General features: G+C 64.9%; 18 protein-coding genes and 1 pseudogene. 7 read left to right on the top strand and 12 right to left on the bottom strand.

The features are described from left to right. The 4 genes from CH262_RS13750 to CH262_RS13740 all read right to left on the bottom strand — a co-directional run. A partial coding sequence (locus tag CH262_RS13750; protein WP_179274997.1) for an acyl-ACP desaturase occupies window positions 1-278 on the bottom strand: 278 nt, incomplete at its 3' end. A gap of 130 nt (window positions 279-408) precedes the next feature. Continuing rightward, the gene (locus CH262_RS13745) at window positions 409-885 is read right to left on the bottom strand and encodes a GtrA family protein (protein WP_045841001.1); all 477 of its coding nucleotides are present in this window, start codon (window positions 883-885) and stop codon (window positions 409-411) included. 95 nt (window positions 886-980) lie between these two features. Beyond that, the gene (locus tag CH262_RS27575) at window positions 981-1,148 is read right to left on the bottom strand and encodes a hypothetical protein (RefSeq protein ID WP_167326956.1); all 168 of its coding nucleotides are present in this window, start codon (window positions 1,146-1,148) and stop codon (window positions 981-983) included. Between the two features lie 83 nt (window positions 1,149-1,231). Next, window positions 1,232-2,617 carry a maltokinase N-terminal cap-like domain-containing protein gene (locus tag CH262_RS13740; protein ID WP_094717825.1) on the bottom strand — a complete coding sequence of 462 codons (1,386 nt, stop codon included), beginning with the start codon at window positions 2,615-2,617 and terminating at the stop codon, window positions 1,232-1,234. Between the two features lie 156 nt (window positions 2,618-2,773). Here CH262_RS13740 and CH262_RS13735 point away from each other — a divergent pair, with 156 nt between their 5' ends. Continuing rightward, window positions 2,774-3,538 carry a pirin family protein gene (locus tag CH262_RS13735; RefSeq protein WP_032382365.1) on the top strand — a complete coding sequence of 255 codons (765 nt, stop codon included), beginning with the start codon at window positions 2,774-2,776 and terminating at the stop codon, window positions 3,536-3,538. Window positions 3,539-3,649: 111 nt separating this feature from the next. Continuing rightward, entirely contained in the window at window positions 3,650-4,123 is a 474-nt protein-coding gene (locus CH262_RS13730; RefSeq protein WP_228139326.1) for a DUF4190 domain-containing protein, read from the top strand. Window positions 4,124-4,139: 16 nt separating this feature from the next. Here CH262_RS13730 and CH262_RS13725 read toward each other — a convergent pair whose 3' ends face one another. From CH262_RS13725 to CH262_RS13715, 3 genes are read right to left on the bottom strand one after another with little or no spacing between them, the layout of a single operon-like run. Beyond that, window positions 4,140-5,723 carry an ABC transporter permease gene (locus CH262_RS13725; RefSeq protein WP_256988791.1) on the bottom strand — a complete coding sequence of 528 codons (1,584 nt, stop codon included), beginning with the start codon at window positions 5,721-5,723 and terminating at the stop codon, window positions 4,140-4,142. Further along, entirely contained in the window at window positions 5,720-6,598 is an 879-nt protein-coding gene (locus CH262_RS13720) for an ABC transporter ATP-binding protein (RefSeq protein WP_094717824.1), read from the bottom strand. Before CH262_RS13720 ends, CH262_RS13725 begins: the two co-directional genes overlap by 4 nt. Then, window positions 6,595-7,209, bottom strand: coding sequence for a TetR/AcrR family transcriptional regulator (locus CH262_RS13715; RefSeq protein WP_027495276.1), 615 nt, complete (start codon window positions 7,207-7,209; stop codon window positions 6,595-6,597). The genes CH262_RS13720 and CH262_RS13715 overlap by 4 nt, the downstream gene beginning before the upstream one ends. A gap of 54 nt (window positions 7,210-7,263) precedes the next feature. Here CH262_RS13715 and CH262_RS13710 point away from each other — a divergent pair, with 54 nt between their 5' ends. Together CH262_RS13710 and CH262_RS13705 are read left to right on the top strand one after the other, a co-directional pair. Continuing rightward, window positions 7,264-9,222, top strand: a complete 1,959-nt coding sequence (locus CH262_RS13710; RefSeq protein ID WP_094717823.1) for a M13 family metallopeptidase — start codon at window positions 7,264-7,266, stop codon at window positions 9,220-9,222. Window positions 9,223-9,295: 73 nt separating this feature from the next. Beyond that, the gene (locus CH262_RS13705; protein ID WP_094717822.1) at window positions 9,296-10,606 is read left to right on the top strand and encodes a cytochrome P450; all 1,311 of its coding nucleotides are present in this window, start codon (window positions 9,296-9,298) and stop codon (window positions 10,604-10,606) included. Here CH262_RS13705 and CH262_RS13700 read toward each other — a convergent pair. The 5 genes and pseudogenes from CH262_RS13700 to CH262_RS13680 form a co-directional block, all read right to left on the bottom strand. Further along, window positions 10,584-11,666 (bottom strand): annotated as a pseudogene (locus CH262_RS13700) (ABC transporter ATP-binding protein). The gene CH262_RS13705 and the pseudogene CH262_RS13700 overlap by 23 nt on opposite strands. Further along, complete coding sequence (locus CH262_RS13695; RefSeq protein WP_032367153.1) at window positions 11,666-12,991, bottom strand: ABC transporter substrate-binding protein; 1,326 nt, start codon at window positions 12,989-12,991, stop codon at window positions 11,666-11,668. The pseudogene CH262_RS13700 and the gene CH262_RS13695 overlap by 1 nt, the downstream one beginning before the upstream one ends. A gap of 28 nt (window positions 12,992-13,019) precedes the next feature. Further along, a complete protein-coding gene (locus CH262_RS13690) occupies window positions 13,020-13,910 on the bottom strand; it encodes a carbohydrate ABC transporter permease (protein WP_032386356.1) in 891 nt (296 codons plus the stop codon). Further along, window positions 13,907-14,839 carry a carbohydrate ABC transporter permease gene (locus tag CH262_RS13685; protein ID WP_176457960.1) on the bottom strand — a complete coding sequence of 311 codons (933 nt, stop codon included), beginning with the start codon at window positions 14,837-14,839 and terminating at the stop codon, window positions 13,907-13,909. Before CH262_RS13685 ends, CH262_RS13690 begins: the two co-directional genes overlap by 4 nt. Window positions 14,840-14,974: 135 nt before the next feature. Next, the gene (locus CH262_RS13680; protein ID WP_032369549.1) at window positions 14,975-15,889 is read right to left on the bottom strand and encodes a L,D-transpeptidase; all 915 of its coding nucleotides are present in this window, start codon (window positions 15,887-15,889) and stop codon (window positions 14,975-14,977) included. A 278-nt stretch (window positions 15,890-16,167) separates the two neighbouring features. On the opposite strand from CH262_RS13680, the gene CH262_RS13675 reads away from it, so the two are divergent. The 3 genes from CH262_RS13675 to CH262_RS13665 are packed head-to-tail and all read left to right on the top strand — an operon-like array spanning window position 16,168 to window position 18,625. Further along, on the top strand, window positions 16,168-16,887 hold the full coding sequence (locus tag CH262_RS13675; protein ID WP_256988790.1) for a glycosyltransferase: 720 nt from the start codon (window positions 16,168-16,170) through the stop codon (window positions 16,885-16,887). Then, a complete protein-coding gene (locus CH262_RS13670; RefSeq protein ID WP_143547113.1) occupies window positions 16,884-17,882 on the top strand; it encodes an acyl-CoA dehydrogenase family protein in 999 nt (332 codons plus the stop codon). Before CH262_RS13675 ends, CH262_RS13670 begins: the two co-directional genes overlap by 4 nt. Beyond that, on the top strand, window positions 17,876-18,625 hold the full coding sequence (locus CH262_RS13665) for a PIG-L deacetylase family protein (protein ID WP_027495266.1): 750 nt from the start codon (window positions 17,876-17,878) through the stop codon (window positions 18,623-18,625). The genes CH262_RS13670 and CH262_RS13665 overlap by 7 nt, the downstream gene beginning before the upstream one ends. Window positions 18,626-18,628 lie beyond the last annotated feature (3 nt).

The raw sequence follows: 18,628 nt of genomic DNA, 5'->3' as shown, positions 1-18,628 counted from the left end.
TCCTGGGAGAAGTTCTCGGCGATCTCACGGTGGTAGGACGGCAGATTGTCCTCGGTGAGCAGGTTGGTGATCATCGCGGCCTGCGCGACGTCGGAGAGCCTGGACTGCTCCGGGTCGTAGTCCTTACCGCCGAGCGCGGCGAAGTTGCGGCCTTCGTCCCACGGCACGTAGTCGTGGGGATGCCATTCGCGCGCCATCGAAATATGACGGTTCACATTGTCCTCGGCAGTGGGCACCAGCTCCTGCAGAAGCTCGAGCTGTGTCAGATCCCTGGCCATTCGACATGCCTCCTCGCATTGACGTCAGCTCACGAGCCTAGGTCGATACGGGCGACTATCACGAAGCCTCGCCGAAACTCTGTTACAGGTAGCAACCGATCTTCGAGACCGGTCGTGCTCTGTCACAGCATCACGAGTGGGCCGCTTCCATCCCGGGGAGGCTCGGCGAGCGGAACACCCATCCGCGAAGGGCGAGGAATCGAGCGGCACCGACCAGACCGCTGACGGCGATCACAGCCAGAACTTGAACGTACGTGGCGGCGGCGGGAACGAGGAGGTGGACTGCGGCCAGCGCGGCGGTACTCAGACCCAGCCCGATCAGGGCGAGTCCTCCCGCTTCCCACTGGGTCTGGAACCAGCCGACGCGGTCGGCGGCGTGGAAGGTGTGACGACGGTGCAACTCGTTGGCAAGAACGGTGCTCGCCGACGCTCCCGCCAGATTGGCGGGGAAAGATCCGAACGACGCGAGAGCGACGAACAGCAGTGCATAGACGCCGTTGCTCGATACCCCGACTATCACGAAACGAGCGAACTGGGCCGGCACAGTCTCACCGAACAGGCGTGCCCTGCAGTCGGGCTCCGTAGGCGCTGACAGTGCTGTGCTCACGAGGTCTCCAGTTGTAGAACCGGAAGCGTCGACCGACGCTTCGAATCGATACAACTCCGCGTCTGCGCGAATCGGTGCCAGAGGTGACCGAGGTCTCAGACCTTCGAGGAACTTTCTTCCCGTTCACGCTTCTTGCGACCGAGGTCGATGTTCAGCTTGTCGGGCTTGATCGACGCGACGAACAACACCGCGACGAGCACGACCACCACGACGATGGTGATGACTACCACCGCGATGCCGAAAATTGCCAAAATACCGTTCATGTCCTGCCTCCCGTGTCAGGCAATACGGTACTTGTCGTAGACGGGCCGGTCCACGCCCGCCCCTACAGCCCGTTTCCCGGCCGTCAGCTGACCAACCGTTCGACCGCGCGCATCGGCAGAGACAGCCAGGTCGGTCGATTGCGCGCTTCGTACAGAACCTCGTAGACCGCTTTGTCCAGTTCGTAAGCGCGCAGCAGATCGGCTTCGTCGCGAGGATCGTGGCCGGCCACCGACGCGTACCCGTCGAAGAAGGCCGTGATGCTCCGCGCAGCCCACTGCTCGGCGCGTTCCCGTAGAGCCGGGTCCTCCGGCAGGTCGACGAGCAGGTGGTTGGCGGCGTAGTCGAACGACCGCAGCATTCCCGCGACGTCGCGCAAAGCACTGTCCATTTGTCTGCGCTCGTCCAGCGTCTTGGCCGGCTCTCCCTCGAAATCGATGAGCAGCCACCGTTCGGGGGTCCCCAATACCTGGCCCAGATGCAGATCGCCGTGAATGCGTTGGACGGTGGTACTGCTCGACGCCTCGGCCCGTGAGATCAGGGCCGTCGCGGCGGGGATGTACTGGGCGATCTCCGGAACCACTCGCGCTACTCCGGAGATGCGCTCGAGGATCTCTTCGACGGCCGTCGATTCCACGGAACGTTCGGCGGTACCCAAAACCGAAGCGAGGTCGTGGTGTACCTGCGCGACGGCAGCGCCGAGTCGATACGCGTGGGGAGCGAAATCGGCGGACAAATCCTCGATCGGTGTGGCGGGGGAATCGAACACCTCGCGCACGCTCGCCAGCGCAGTGGTCCATCCCTCGGCAGAATTCGCGGCGAAGTCCTGGATCATCCCCAGCGTGGTCGTCTCACCGCCGACCTGCGCTTCGAGCCACCCTCGCAGCGGTGCCACGTTGACGCTGCCGGCCTCGGCCAGCGCACGGTGCAACTCGACGTCCGGACTGATTCCGGGCGGTACCTGACGAAACAGCTTGAGCAGCAGCAGATCACCGAGGATCACCGACGTGTTGGACTGCTCTGCACCCAGAACCCGACCGCGCATGCCCTGCGGCACGCTCGAACCGTCGACGACCTTGAATTCGATACTGCCCGTAGGGTTCTCATCGGAGAACGCGTCACCGTACAGGGCGATGATCTCGGGGTCACGTAACCCGTCGAACACTGCCACCTCACCGGGCACCGGCAACAGCCACGGGCGTAGCTCCTCGGGCACCTCGGTGCGGAAACCGAGGGGCACCTGATAGGTCTGGGTCACCGACGTGCCGTCCTGGACGAGGTCCACCTCGACGAGCAGGTGCTCGGCGGCGAAATGCGGCTCGTCGTGCAGTACGTCCCGAGCGACGATCCGTACGGCACCCACCGTCGAACCCTTTGCGCCGAACCATCGTTGACCTGGCAACCACGACACCAGTGCGTCCTCGAGCAGGTGTCGAACAGCGTGTGCCGCGCTCGAGCTGGAACCGACCATGAGTATCTCTCGCCGCCTTCGGGGAGTTGCAGAGCGTGTGACCGTACCGTGTCCGAACCTACCCACTCGGGGCCGCCGTCACACCCCGGCGGCAAAGACACCCGAACGTTATGCAGGTCGTACGCCGGTGCATCGACATGCTCGTACAGTGGGGACATGTCCGCTCCACTGACCGCCCACATCGACGTGCATCGTGCCGGTGATCGACTGAAAACCCGTGTGTCCTGGCTCGACTCGAAGCACTCGTTCTCTTTCGGTCAGCACTACGACCCCGAGAACACCCACCACGGCCTGTTGTTGGTGAACAACGACGACATCGTCACCGCCGGGCAGGGATTCGAGACGCATCCGCACCGCGACACGGAAATCATCACGTGGGTGGTGCAGGGCTCTCTGGTGCATCAGGATTCGATCGGGCACTCCGGCATCATCTATCCCGGACTGGCGCAACGGATGAGTGCGGGCAAAGGCATCATGCACTCGGAGAAGAACGACTCCTGGAGTATCGACGGCAATCGGCACACCGAACCCGTCCGCTTCGTACAGATGTGGGTGATGCCCGACAGCCCCGGCACCGCACCGGGCTACGAGCAACTCGAGATCGACGACGAACTGCTGCGCGGCGGACTCGTCACCGTCGCGTCGGGAATGAACCGACACCGTGGTCAGGCGGCCATCGGCATCGGCCAGAAATCGGCCGCGTTGCACGCTGCGCGACTGACACCGGATTCGACCGTGACCGTTCCCGACGCACCGTTCGTGCACGTGTTCGTGGTCCGCGGCACCGTCTCGATGGAGGGTGTCGGAGAACTGTACGAGGGTGACGCGGTACGCATGAGTTCCACTGGCGGACAGCGAATTACAGCCTCGGAACCAGCCGAGATCCTGATCTGGGAGATGCACTCGCGACTGGGCGGCTGACAGGAACGCTCGATGACAAGTTGATCACGGGGGCACGTGGCGTCTGCGCGCACGACTGAGATCTGCATACACTCCGAGCGTTCACGATCGCCGATCTCGGAGGTATCAGAAGTGTCGAATGACTATCCCCCGCCCGGAAACTACCCTTCACCCGGCGAGTACCCCCAGCAGGGCGGATATCAGCAGGGTGGATACGAGCAACAGCCGGTAGCGCCGAAGAACACCATCGGCACAGTGGCTCTGGTTCTCGCGATTCTCGGTGTGCTGTTCTCCTGGACCATCGTCGGCGGCATTGTTCTCGGCCTGATCGCGATCGTCCTCGGCTTCATCGGTCGGTCGAGGTACAAGAAGCGCGTCGCCACCAACGGCACCGTGTCTCTCATCGCGATCATTCTCGGTTTCGTGGCGGCGGCTTTGTCGATCGTTCTCGTCGTCGTCGGCGTCGGCCTGTTCAATGCAGTCGGTGGACAGGACTTCACCGACTGCATGACCAACGCAGGCAGCGATACTGCAGCGCAACAGCAATGCGCCGACGAATTCCAGCAGAACGTCGAGAACCAGTACGGCGACTCGACACCGAACTGAGTCGCGGCCGATTCACTCAGCCGCGGACGTCCCGTCGGCGCAGCGCGATGCTTCCGGCACCGCCTGCGGCGGCGGCGACAGCGACGAGCCACAGCGAGGGCATTACCGAGAATTCTCCACCCGGCAGCTTGGGCAGGTGGGTGAACGGCGAGATGTCCTGTGACCACTGGGGCAGCCCGACCACCGCCCCGATCTGCCCCAGGGCAACGAAGCCGCCGAGGACCGCCCACAGGACGGTCGCGAATCGAGGGACAGCGCCGAACAATGCCACGCCGATGGCCGTCACCACCCACACGGCCGGGAGCTGAGCCAGTGCGCCGACCACGACGGACGGCAGTTCGCGCGACATGTCGCCGGTTGCCGACCCGTACGTCAGCCCGATGGTGAGGCCGACGACCAGCAGTAGCCACACCGGGCCGAGGACGGCGAAGAGCAGATACCCCGCCGCCCACCGACGGCGCGAGATGCCGGTGGCCAGCACGATCTCGGCCAGACCCGACTCTTCCTCGCTGTGCAGACGTAGCACGGCCGACGCGGAATAGGCCGCCACCATGATGCCGACCATGCTCAGCACGACGGCGATGAACGACTGTTCGATCGTGGTGCCGCCGAACTTGCCCAGTGCGTCGCTGATGGCGGCGCTGCTGCCGAGTTGATCGCCGATGCCGTCCGTGGACGATCCGATGGCGATACCGAACAGGGCGAGGCCGACGGTCCAGACGACGGTGGTTCCGCGGGACAGTCGCCACGCGAGGGCGACGGGACCGGACAGTGACGGAACGGCAGCCACCCGGCCGCGGCGTTCGGCCCGCAGACCACTGCCGAGATCGCGTCGATTCGCTGCCACGAACGCTGCGGCGACGAACGCCGTAGCGGTCGCCAGCGACAGCAACAGCGGCCACCACCGTTCGTCGGCGAACGGTCGCACCTGCGCCGACCACCCGATCGGCGAGAACCACGACAGGGTTCCCGAACCGATGTCGCCGATCGCTCTGAGAACGAACGCTGCGGCCAACACGCCGAGGGCATAGCCGCGAGCCGCGCGAGCCCCGGACGCCACCTGTGCTGCCAGCCCCGCGCAGCCGACGAACACCGCACCGACGACGACGATCGAGGCACCGAACGCGACGCTCCCGGCCACCGGCAGACCGAATGCCCACAGCGAGACGAACGACAGCATTCCCGTCGCCACCACGCCGCCGCCCGCCAGCAGCGCGGCCGCCGTCAGTCCTGCGAATCTGCCCACTGCAGTCGACCCGACCAGCTCGACACGGCCCGCGTCCTCCTCACCGCGGGTATGCCGAACGACGGTGAGGATCGCCGCCAACGGAACGAGGGTCAGCATCAGTCCGGCGCGCCACGACACCAGGGCACCGAGGTCGCTACCGAAGATCGGCCCTACGAGAGCCGCTTGCGCCGGCACTGCCTCGGTGCCGAGATAGAACGTACGACGGTCTGCCGCCGTCGGATACAGCCCCTCGAAGCTGACCGCGTACAGCAGCGGGAGCGCTCCGAGCAGAACGACCCAGATCGGCAACACGAGTCGGTCGCGGCGTAGATACAACCGCAGCAATGCCGCTGTGCCGCTCAGGCTGTTCATGCGTAGTACCTCAGGAACAGCTCTTCGAGAGTCGGCGCGGAGCTGATCATGCTCTGCACGCCTGCGTCGGCCAGGACGTGCATCACCGCAGCGAGCGCCTCGTTCTCCACCGTGCAGGTAATCGTGGACCCGTCCACGGTCACCCCACTGACCCCGGAGAGCCTGTCGAGATCGCCGGGTACTCGATCCACAGTGATGGTCATCGTCGTGCGGGTGAGGTGCCGCATCGACGCCAGGGTCCCGGTGTCCACCGTGCGCCCGTCCCGGACGATGGTGACCGAACTGCACAACGCATCCACCTCGGACAGGATGTGCGAGGACAGCAGCACCGTGACTCCGCGTCGCGCAGCATCTTTCACGCATTCGGCGAATTGCTGCTCCATCAGGGGATCGAGACCGGAAGTGGGCTCGTCGAGGAGCAGCAGCTCCACGTTCGATGCCAGGGCCGAGATCAGAGCGACCTTCTGGCGATTGCCTTTCGAATAGGTGCGACTCCGCTTTCCTGGGTCGAGGGAGAACCGTTCGATCAGCTCCGCCCGGCGGCCGGAGTCGATACCGCCGCGCATCCTGGCGAGCAGATCGATCACCTCCCCGCCGGTCAACGACGGCCACAGCGTCACATCTCCGGGAACGTAAGCCAGCCGTCGATGCAGTGCGACGCCGTCGGCCCACGGATCACCGCCGAGCAACCGGACCGTCCCCGACGTCGCGCGCACGAGACCGAGCAGGACGCGGATCGTGGTCGATTTACCCGACCCGTTGGGGCCGAGAAAGCCGTGCACATCACCGGTCTCGACGTGCAGGTTCAGGCCGTCGAGGGCCCGGACCGAACCGAACGTCTTCACCAGATCGTCGACTGCGATGGCGTCGGTCATTGCTCGGCCTCCAGATAGGTGTCCAAGATTCGGGAATCGGTGAACAATCCATCGGTGTACAGCTCGAGTGCCGGCAACATGACCTCGTCACCGAGCGCGCTGAGAGCCGCACGGAAATCGACGTCCGGGCCGGCCATCTGCACGTACAACAGCAGACCGCCCACGTTCTGGCGCGTCAGGAACCGGGCGCGCGCCGCGGGGTCGCGGCTGGGTGTGAATCGGCCGTCGCGCACTCCGTCGTCGAGGTACCGGACCGCGTCGTCGACCATGTGCTCGAACAACTCTCGGGCCAGCGCTCCGCCCGAGGAGAAGCTCCGCACGATGTAGGCGACGAGCGGTGCGTACTCGTCGATGCGAGCAAGCTGTTCCATCACCCCGGTAGGACCGGCCGAGGCGGCCTTCGATTCGCGGATCGTACGCAGGACGTACTCGTCGCACGCCGCGCGAAGTCCGTCCTTGGACCCGAAGTGGTGGTTGAGCAGCCCGGGTGAGACGCCGGCGGCGCTGGCGATGGACCGCACACCGGCGGTGAAACCCTGCACGCCGAAGACGTCGATCGCGGTGTCGCGGATCCGCGCGCGAGTGGTCAGATCCTCGGATGCTGAACGCATGTACAGCACATTAAACACCCGTTCAATCGAGCGCAAGAGTGTAAAGATGGATACATGACTTCAGTAGTGAACTCGGGCATCGATCTCAGCTACCAGGACGAGAACACACGCGCGCAGGACGACCTCTTCGTGCACGTCAACGGCAAATGGCTGGAGGACTACAGCATTCCCGCCGACCGCGCCGTCGACGGTGCGTTCCGGACGTTGTACGACCGCGCCGAGGTCGATGTACAGACCATCATCGAAGAATCGGCGGCCGCGAATCCGCCCGCCGGTAGCGACGCACAGAAGATCGGCGACCTGTTCTCGAGCTTCATGGACGCCGACCGGGCCGAACAGCTCGGCACCACCCCGATCGCCGACGAGCTCGCCGCCGTTGCCGATGCGACCGACTTGGTCACGCTCGCAGGCGTTCTCGGCTCTCTGCAACGCACCGGAGTCGGCGGCAGTATCGCTCACTACGTCGACACCGACGCCAAGCGATCCGACCGCTACCTGGTGCACTTCAGCCAGTCCGGAATCGGCTTGCCCGACGAGTCGTACTACCGCCAGGACGAATACGCCGACATCCGCACGAGCTACATCGCGCACATCGCGAAGATGTTCGCGCTCAGCGGCGTCGAGTACGACGCGCAGACGGTGTTCGATCTCGAGCGAAAGATCGCCGCGGGCCACTGGGACGTCGTCGCCCGGCGCGACGCCGAGAAGAGCTACAACCTCGTCCAGTTCGACACTCTGGTGCAGAACGAGCCCGGATTCAATTGGACTGCATGGATTTCCGGCCTCGGTGGCACCACCGAACAGTTCGCCGAGATCGTCGTGCGCCAGCCACCGTTCGTCAACACGTTCGTGTCCCTGTGGACGTCGGAGGACATCGAGACGTGGAAGGCGTGGCTCGCGTGGCGCGTCGTCCATGCCCGGGCCCCGTTCCTGACCAGCGCACTCGTCGACGAGAACTTCGCGTTCTACGGAACGACGCTGACCGGAACCGAGGAGAACCGCGAGCGCTGGAAGCGCGGCGTCTCGCTCGTACAGGACGTCCTCGGCGAGGCCGTCGGCAAGCTCTACGTCGAACGCCACTTCCCGGCGGACTCGAAGGCACGCATGCAGGTGCTCGTCGACAACCTCACCGAGGCCTACCGCCGCAACATCTCCGAGCTCGAATGGATGAGCCCGGAGACGCGCCGCAAGGCCTTGGACAAGCTGGACAAGTTCACTCCCAAGATCGGCTACCCCGACCGCTGGCGCGACTACTCGAGCGTCGACATCACCGCCGACGATCTGCTCGGCAACTACCGCCGCGGTTACGAGGCCGACTATCAGCGTGATCTCGACAAGCTCGGCGGTCCGGTCGATCGCGACGAATGGTTTATGACGCCGCAGACCGTCAACGCGTACTACAACCCCGGGATGAACGAAATCGTCTTTCCCGCAGCAATTCTGCAGCCGCCGTTCTTCGATGCCGAGGCCGACGACGCAGCCAACTACGGCGGAATCGGAGCCGTCATCGGGCACGAGATCGGGCACGGATTCGACGACCAGGGTGCCAAATACGACGGCGACGGCAACATGGTGGATTGGTGGACCGACAGCGACCGCACCGAATTCGGCAAGCGCACCACAGCCCTGATCGAGCAGTACAACGAATTCGAGCCGAAGGCACTGCCCGGCCACAAGGTCAACGGCGAATTCACCATCGGTGAGAACATCGGCGATCTGGGTGGCCTGTCCATCGCCGTCGCCGCCTACGAGATCTCGCTCGAGGGCAAGGACGCACCGGTGCTCGACGGCCTGACCGGGTTGCAGCGCGTGTTCTTCGGCTGGTCGCAGGTGTGGCGCACCAAGGCACGAGACGCCGAAGCGATCCGTCGTCTCGCCGTCGATCCGCACTCGCCGCCGGAGTTCCGGTGCAACGGAGTCGTGCGCAATCTGGACAGTTTTCACGAAGCGTTCGACGTTCAGCCCGGTGATGCGCTGTACTTGGACCCGGGGAAGCGCGTCAAGATCTGGTAGCACGTGAGTGGAACTTCGTAGTCTGCTACGAGAAACCACTCACATAGGGCGGGACAACGGGGAGGACAGTCGGATGAGGGAATTCGTACGGTGGATCGCGGCACACGGGGTCATCAGGTTCGGGGCCAAGCGTGCCGCGGCCGCCGGTGACCGGCAGGCCATGCTGGTCGCCGATCCGGCGACACGGGCAAATCCGACGCCGGTGTACGAGGAACTGCGGGCGACGGCACCGCTGGTGAAGACTCGGATCTCCAACATCACCGTGCATCACCGGGTGGCGTTCGCGCTGCTGCGCTCCGACGATTTTCGGGTCACCCAACTGGGCGGCACGCTGCCGGCACCGCTGAAGTGGCTGGAACGCCACACCCGTTCCGGTGCCCTGCATCCGATCCTTCCACCGTCCCTGCTGTCGGTCGAGCCGCCCGATCACACCCGCTACCGCAAGCTGGTGTCCTCGGTCTTCACCGCCCGGGCGGTCGCGCAGATGCGAGATCAGGTGCAGGAAACCGCGGACGCGCTACTCGACGAACTGACCGACGGCAGCCCTGTCGTCGACATCGTCGACCGATACTGCGCTCGCCTTCCCGTCGCAGTCATCGGCCGCATCCTCGGCGTTCCGGAGAAGGACAATCAGCGCGTCCTCGAATTCGGCGAAATGGCGGCACCCAGCCTCGACATCGGTATCTCATGGAGCCAGTTCAAGCAGGTGGAGCGTGGCCTCATCGGTTTCGACGCGTGGCTTTCGCAGCACATCGCCGAACTTCGCCGCAACCCCGGCGACGACCTGATGAGCCAACTGATCGCCGCCGAGGACGAGGGAATCGGCCTGAACGACGAAGAGCTCAGGGCCACAGCAGGATTGGTATTGGCGGCCGGGTTCGAGACAACCGTCAATCTGCTCGGCAGCGGCATCCAACTCCTGCTCGATCATCCGGATCAACTGGCTGTGCTGCAACAGGATCCATCGCACTGGCCCACCGCGATCGACGAGATGTTGCGGATGGAATCTCCCGTTCAGCTGACGGCTCGGGCGGCCAAGCACGACGTCGTCGTGGAGGGTGTGCCGATCACGAAGGACTCACTGGTCGTCCTCGTGCTCGCCGGTGCCAACCGCGATCCGCTGGTGTTCGAGGACCCCAACCGGTTCGACGTCACCCGCGACAACGCGGGTAAGCACCTGTCGTTCTCCGGCGGACGCCACTACTGCCTGGGCGCAGCGCTGGCGAAGGCAGAGTCGGAGGTGGGTCTGAAGACGTTGTTCGACAGGTTCCCCCACCTGCGTTCGGCAGGCGAGGGAACCCGTCGCGACACGCGCGTATTGCACGGGTGGGCAACACTTCCGGTGGATCTGGGTGAACCCGTCAGGACAACCGCAGGCCGGTAGCGGAGTCGAAGAAGAACAGTTCGTCGAGCACCGGCTTCAACCGGACGGTCTCGGCGAGGGCGACCGACAGCTTGCGATCCACCCTCACCGAAATACGTCCCGAGGGCGTCGTCCACTAACCGTCGGCGTTGGGCGCCGAGGCGTACACAAACGACTCCGCACCCAATTCCTCGATCAATTCGACGGTGAGCCGGAGTCCACCCGCATGTTCGCCGACGAGCTCCCACGATTCCGGCCGAACCCCGACGACGACGCGGTGGCCCGCCGACGACGGAACAGGGATCCGAACGTCTCCGAGGACCGCAGCGCCCTCGTGCACGGGAGCGTCGACGAGGTTCATGCCGGGAGACCCGATGAACCCGGCGACGAAGGTGTTGACGGGATTGTCGTACAGCTCCCGCGGTGCGGCGATCTGCTGTAACTTGCCGTCCCGCAACACCGCAACCCGGTCACCCATCGTCATCGCCTCGACCTGATCATGGGTGACGTACACGGTAGTGGTACCCAATCGCTTCTGCAGTCCGGCGATCTGGGCCCTCGTCGACACTCGCAATTTGGCGTCGAGGTTGGACAGCGGCTCGTCCATGCAGAACACCTTGGGTTGACGAACGATGGCTCGCCCCATGGCCACTCGCTGCCGCTGCCCACCGGAGAGCTTGCCGGGCTTGCGATCCAGCAGCGGCTCGAGTTCGAGCATCCTCGCGGCGTCCAGTACGCGAGCCGCAGTGTCGGCCTTGCTCATTCCCGCGTTTCGCAGTGCGAAGCCCATGTTGTCGCCGACGGTCATGTTGGGGTACAGCGCGTAGTTCTGGAACACCATCGCGACGTCCCTCGCCCGTGGGGCGAGCGAGGTGACGTCCACTCCGCCGATGTCGATGTGGCCGCTCTCGACGGATTCGAGGCCGGCCAACATCCGCAGACTCGTCGACTTTCCACATCCGGACGGTCCCACCAGCACGATGAACTCGCCGTCCGCTATGTCGAGTTCGAGCGTGTCGACGGCGAGAGAGTCCGCGCCCGGGTACCTGTGCGAGACACCCGCATAGTGAACGGTCGCCATTACTTCGGCAGCTTCGGGGTGATCTGGCGGTCGATGATCTGCTGCAATTGGTCCGAGACGGACGCGAATGTCGTTGCGACGTCTGCATTCTGCAGAGCGATCTGCTCGAGACCGCTACCGATGATCTTGTCGCCGCCGGGCACGAACACGCGGGCAGCGTCCTGGGATCGGGTACGCGCCAACTGGTCGACGGCTGTCTTCGCGTTCGGGTTGGCCTCGAGGAACGCGATTTCCGACGGGTCCTGCTGCGCCGACTTGCGGACCGGCATGTACCCGGTGTTCTGCGAGAAGTACGCAGTGTTGGCACCGTTGGTGACGAAATCGATGAACCTGAGTGCGTTCACCTTTCGCTCGTCGGAGATCTTGGCCGGGATGGCCAGACCCGCGCCGCCGGTGGGGCATCCGGGCGCACCGTCGGTGGCCGGCAGGAAAGCCGTACCGAACTCGAACGCGGCACCCTTGGTGATCGTGGACAGGTCTCCGGTGGAGGCGATCGTGGAGGCGAGGATGCCCGCGGCGAAGTCGTTGGCGATGTCGTTGGAGACCGCCGCGTACTTCTTGGTGTGGATCATGTCCTGCAGGAACTTGCCTGCCGCAATGGTATTGGGATCGTCGAACTTCAGCTCGAACTGATCGGAGTACGATCCGCCGAACGTCCAGATCGGTCCCTCGAACGTCCACCCGAGATAGTCGACGGCATTACCCCAGCCGTGGGCGAGCTTGCCGTTTCCGACGACGGCCTGGATGCGCGGGCCCCACTCGTCGAATTCCTGCCACGTGGCCGGTCCGCGATCGGGCAGGCCGGCTGCCGACCAGACGGCCTTGTTGTAGTAGAACAGCGGAGTGGAGCGAGCGTACGGCAGAGCCCAGTGGCTACCGTTCCAGTTGTAATCGGCAAGAAGCGAATCCACGTAATCGGACTGGTCGACCCCGGCCGCAGAGAAGTGCTTGTCGAGGGGCTCGATCGCACCGGTGAGTGCGTAGTTGAACCACCAGACATCCGAGAGTACGACGACGTCGGGCACATCGTTGCCCGAGAGCGCCGCGTTGAACTTCTGCGACACCTCCTCGTAGTTCTTGCCGCCGTCGATGAGATTGACCGTCAGTCCGGGGTTCTGCGCCTGGAACCGCGAGATCAGCTCCTTCTCGAATTCCTGGGACTTGCCCGGGTGGTTCGACCAGAAGTTGATGGTGTTCGCATCGCCTTCGACGCCGCCGCCGCCGGACGATCCCGATCCGGGACCGCTGCACGCTGCGAGGGCTGCGGCGGCCGCAGCCGCACCGGTGAGCGTGAGGAAGCCACGCCGATTGATGATGTGTGCCATGGTGTTCGACTCCTGATAGTGAGGTGGATCAGCCCTTGACCGCACCGGAGGTGAGGCCCTTGATCATGTGGCGCTGCAGGACGAGGAAGACGAGAAGAATCGGCAGAATGGTGAGCACAGTGGCGGCCATGACCGCTCCCCAGTTGGTGTAGCCCTCACTGTTCTGCAGCAACGTCAGGCCGACCGGGAGCGGAGCAACCGACGAGTCGTCGGACATCAGGAACGGCCAGAGGTATTCGTTCCATTCGGTGACGATGGTGATGATCGCGAACGCCACCATCGTCGGACCCGACAGCGGCAGAATGACGCGGAACATCAACCGCACCGGGCCCGCGCCGTCCATGCGCGCGGCCTCGATGATCTCCGGTGGCAGCGACAAGAAGTGGTTACGCATCAGGAAGGTACCGAATGCAACGCCTGCCAGCGGAATGATGATGCCCTGAAACGAATTTCGCCAACCGAGCTCGGAGATGAGCGAGTAGTTGGAGATGACGGTGATCTGATTGGGCACCATCAGTGCGGCAATGATGACGAGGAAGACGATGTTCTTGCCCGGGAATCGCAGAAAGACCAGGCCGTACGCACTGAGCACACCGAGGACGAACTTGATCGACGCGACCGCCGTGGTGATGACGATCGAGTTGCGCAGGTACGTGAAGAACGGCACCTCCGTCGTCGCCTCGTTGTAGTTCTGCGGATGAAAGCTGCTGGGCCACCATGTGACCGGTTGAACGTAGATGTCGGGTCGGTCCTTGAACGAGGTGACCAGAATCCAGAACAGCGGTAGGCCGATCATCAGCAGGACGGCAACCATCGCCGCGTAGCCGAGGACATTCGCGCTGCGACGCGTGCGCTGTGGGTCCCGGGTGCGCGAAGGCTTTTCCGGGACTGCGGCATCGGGCTTGCTCACCAAGGTCATCGCTGATCGTCCCGATCCATGATTCGTACCTGTACGAGAGTGACGATCAACAGCACGAGGAACAGGATGGTCGCGACGGTCGCCCCGTAGCCGGCCCGGAAGTTACGGAACGTTTCCTCGTAGACCTGGTAGACCATCGTGGTGGTTCCGGTGCCCAGTGGGCCACCGCGCGTCATGACATTGATGATGTCGAAGACCTGAAGGGAGTTGAGCAACACCGTGATCGAGAGGAAGAACGTCGTCGGACGCAGTTGCGGCAGAAGCACTTTGCGGAACGTGGTCCAGCGGCCGGCCTGGTCGATCTCGGCCGCTTCCATCAATTCCTTGCGCACACCCTGCAGCGCCGCGAGGTAGATGACGAAGGTGTAGCCCAGGTTCTTCCACAGGTAGGTGACGGTGATCATGACCATCGCCCATTTCGGATCCTGATAGAAATCCGGGACCGCACCGAGGCCGAATCTGCGCATCAGATCCTGGACGAGTCCGAAGTTGGGATCGAAGACGAACTGGAATGCGATACCGATCGCGGCACCGGAGATCACGTACGGCGCGAACACCGCGGAGCGAACGAAGTTGCGGCCCCGCAGTTTACGATCGAGCAGCAGCGCGAGTATGAGACCGAGCACCAGCGAGCCGACGACGGCGGCCACGGTGAACACGACGGTGTTGCCGACGATCTGCCACGTGTCGTCGCGGGCGGCCCATTCGCGGTAGTTCTCGAATCCGACGAACGTGGACGTGGGCGAGGACAGGTTCCAGTCGAAGAACGAGAACTGGAAGTTCTCCACCAACGGGCGGTACGTGAAGACCGCCAACAGAGCGAGGTTGGGGCCCACGAGAATCAGGAACAGTGCGTAATCGGTCCACGGCCGCGAGAAGAAGCTCTTCTTGCCTGCCGTGGGCAGCACTCGTTCGGTTGTTGCACTCACCGCGAGGACTGTGCTCAGTCGCGGCTAACGAATGGTGAACGCGGCCCCAACTGGTGCCGTCACACAGACCAAATGCTGCGCAGTGGTGTGGTTATGTGCCGCGGAGGGCACATAACCACACCACTGCCGCAGGCACTAGCGGTTCCAGTCTCCCAGGCCGTCGGATCCGCTGAGGGTGCCGCCGTCGGTGTTGACGACGATGACGGGGTCACCCTTCTGGGCGTTCTCGAAGAACCACTTGCCGTCTTCGGTGCTGACGTTGAGGCAGCCGTGCGAGGAGTTGGAGTAGCCCTGCTGCGACTCGGACCACGGCGCGGCGTGGACGAAGATGCCGCTGTAGGAGATGCGCGTGGCGTACTCGACGTACGTGCGGTAGCCCTCTTCGGAATCCACCGGCACCCCGTAGGTGGAGGAGTCCATGTACATGTCGCGGAAGCGCTCGCCGACGATGTAGGTGCCGTTCGGGGTTTCGTGGCCGACCTTGCCCATGGAGGTGGGCATCGTGCGAACGACCTCGCCGTTACGGGTGACGGTGATCTGCTTGGTGTTGTCGTCGGCCGTGGTGATGATCGAGTCGCCGGTGGAGAACTCGGCTTTCGCGCCGCCTGCTTCGACGGTCACCTGGGTGTGCGCCGGGTAGAACTCGTTGGGCAGCCACCGCACCTGGGTGTCGTTGATCCAGTAGAAGTGGCCGTCCACCGACGGGTTCGTGGTGACGCGGATGGCGCGCAGTGCGGCGTCGCGATCTCCGATGGCCTCGTCGAAGCGGATCGCGATGGGTTGCGCCACTCCGACGACCTCGCCGCCGGACGGGCTGATGCTGGGGTCGGCGAAGTTCGCCGGTGCCAACGGGGCCACCCGCTGCTGCGGGGCGGGTGCCGGTGCCGCCGGGTCCGAGGATCCGGGCAAGCCGGGGATCGACACGTCGGGGCCGCCCGGCCACAGCGGAGCCGCCTGGGCAGATCCGAATGCTGCAGAGGCGGCGAGCGCCGTACCTGCGAAAATTGCCCCGATACGGGCGAACCTGCGAGTGCGAACCTGAGTTGCCATGTGACCCGACCATCCTTCGTACTGCGTCGTGATGCCCAGTAGCAGTGCTGCCGCGGGGCAACGCCCATTAACACATACCACCCGGACTTTTGCTAATCGGATATTGCCGAAAACGACGACGGAATCCACGACGACGAGTAGCTTCCCGCCACCCGAGCCCCTTCTTCGAGCCGTAGGTGTCGATCGTCTGTGAACGGGTATGTCGCATGCAACGTACTCCGTCCAGCCACCGGCGGTTCCGCAACGGGCTCGAGGTCCGGTGTCCGAAAGGGTGGCTCGTGACTGTCGATACCAGCACTCCAGTCCGTCGCATCGTCGTCGTCGTGCCCGCACACGACGAACAGGATCTGCTCGACGCCTGCTTGGATGCCCTGGCGAAGGCTGCACGTCGCGTCGCCGACGTCGCCCCGGTCACGGTATCCACGACGGTCGTTCTCGACGCGTGCACCGACGGTTCGGCGCGTGTCGCGGCGCGTCACCCGTCCGTCTCGGTCGTGACGGTGGCCCATCGCAACGTGGGAGCCGCGCGGGCGGCCGGATTCGCAGCGGACCTGAACGGCGGTCTGGGCCGCGCCGACACGTGGTACGCCACCACCGACGCCGACTCGACGGTGGGCGAGCAGTGGCTAATGGGGCATCTGCGGCACGCCGCCGAGGGTGCCAGGGCCGTGGTCGGGACGGTGTCGGTGCGATTCGAGGACCGCATCGTCGACGACGAAGCACTCCGCTCCTCCTATGACGCTCAGTACGTGAACGAGGCGGGCCATCCCCACGTGCACGGTGCCAATCTGGGTGTTCGGGCGACGGACTACTGGGCGGTCGGCGGGTTCGCGCCGCTCGCCACCGGCGAGGATCACGACCTGGTCCGTCGTCTGGAGCTCGGCGGCACCGTGTGCCGCCGAGTGTGTGACATTCCGGTCGATACTTCGGGCCGCCTGCGCGGCAGAGCACCCGACGGTATGGCCGGCTTCCTTCGTTCTCTGGAGCCTTCTGCATGACCGACACCGGATTCGTCGACACCCCCGATCGCACCACCGATCTCGAGTCGGCGTTACGCGCGCAGTTTCTCGCGTTCGAGGCCGACGGGCGGTTGGATCTGGCTCTCCCCGGCTCGGGAAACACAGACCACCGGTGGCAGTCGCTGGCTGCGCTGGGTCGGCACGACACCGTTCTGGGCCGCTGGGCCGAGGCACATACCGATGCGATCGCGATTCTGCACGAGCTCGACGGCCCGACGCCCGAGCGTGGCCAGATCTGGGGCGTGTGGGCTGCGGAACCCCCGGCTCCGATTCTCGAAGCGGTACGCGGCGAATCGGGGTGGCTCCTGTCCGGGACCAAGCCGTGGTGTTCGGGGGCGTCCGTCTGCACCCACGCACTCGTGACCGCTCGCGTCGACGGCGAGCCGCGATTGTTCGCAGTGGATCTGACGCATCCGGGTGCTGCCCCGGTGCCGAACACGTGGCATGCCGTCGGAATGCGCGAGAGCGACTCGGGCTCGGTCGAATTCGATCGCGTCCCCGCGGTCGTGGTCGGTGGACCGACGGACTACCTGACCAGGCCGGGCTTCTGGCATGGGGCGATCGGGGTGTCGGCCGTCTGGTTCGGTAGCGCCTGCGCGGTGGCCGACACCCTGCATGCGGCCGTGCGCTCGCGTCCCGACCCACATCGCGCTGCTCACCTCGGTGCCATCGCATCGGCTCTCGGAGCCGCGTCGAGTGCCCTGACCACCGCGGCGGCCGAGGTCGACGCAGATCCGTTCGACCGCTCCGGCCGCGCTCGGATCCGTGCTCGCATCGTGCGCGCCGTCGTCGAGGATGCCGCAACGCAGTGCATCGACCGCGTCGGGCGAGCGCTCGGTGCCGGCCCGCTGTGCGCAGACGCAGAGCATGCTCGACGCGTCGCCGACCTCACCGTCTATCTGCGACAGAGTCACGCCGAACGCGACCTCGAAGCCCTCGGACACGACATCGCACAGGAAGACAACCCTTGGTAGAGAACGCATTCGACGCCGAAGTCGACCTCGGTACCGCCGAATCGGACTGGCTGTCCGCAGATTGGTCCATTCCAGGTCTGCACTGGAGCGACGTCGTCACCATGGTCGTCGTGGCACCCCATCCCGACGACGAAGTACTGGGCGTCGGCGGGTTGCTGTCGATGGCCGCAGCTGCGGGCGTCGACGTGCGGGTCGTCGCGGTCACCGACGGCGACGGTTCGCATCCGGGATCTCCGACGGTGTCGGCCGAGGACCTCCGCGCCCTGCGGCCCGTCGAGTCCGAGCGTGCCCTCGCCGAACTGGGCATCGTTCAGTCGCCGACGCGGCTGCAGTTCACCGACGGCGAGGTCGAGCGGCACGAGGACGCTCTGGCCCGCGCGCTGGTACCGCTGCTCGACGCCACTCCGGGTACCTGGTGCCTGACGCCGTGGCGCGGGGACGGCCACCCCGATCACGAAGCCACGGCGCGTGCCTGCCTCACCGCGGCCGCCGTCGTGGGGATACCGGTGGTGGAATATCCGATCTGGATGTGGCACTGGGCAACTCCCGAACACCGAGCGGTGCCGTGGTCACGCAGTCGCCGCATCGACCTGCCCGCGCACGCCGTCGAGGCGAAACGGGCGTCGATCGAGCGTTTCGAATCTCAGATTCGACCGCTGTCCGATCACCCGGCAGATCGCGCAGTGTTGCCACCGCACATCTTGACGCGGTTCCGACGTCCGTTCGAAGTCGTCTTCGCATGAGTA

This window comes from Rhodococcus sp. 05-2255-1e, assembly GCF_002259025.1.
Classification (GTDB): domain Bacteria; phylum Actinomycetota; class Actinomycetes; order Mycobacteriales; family Mycobacteriaceae; genus Rhodococcoides; species Rhodococcoides fascians.
Note: the sequence above shows the minus strand (reverse complement) of the source record. Positions and strands in the feature narration are given on the sequence as shown.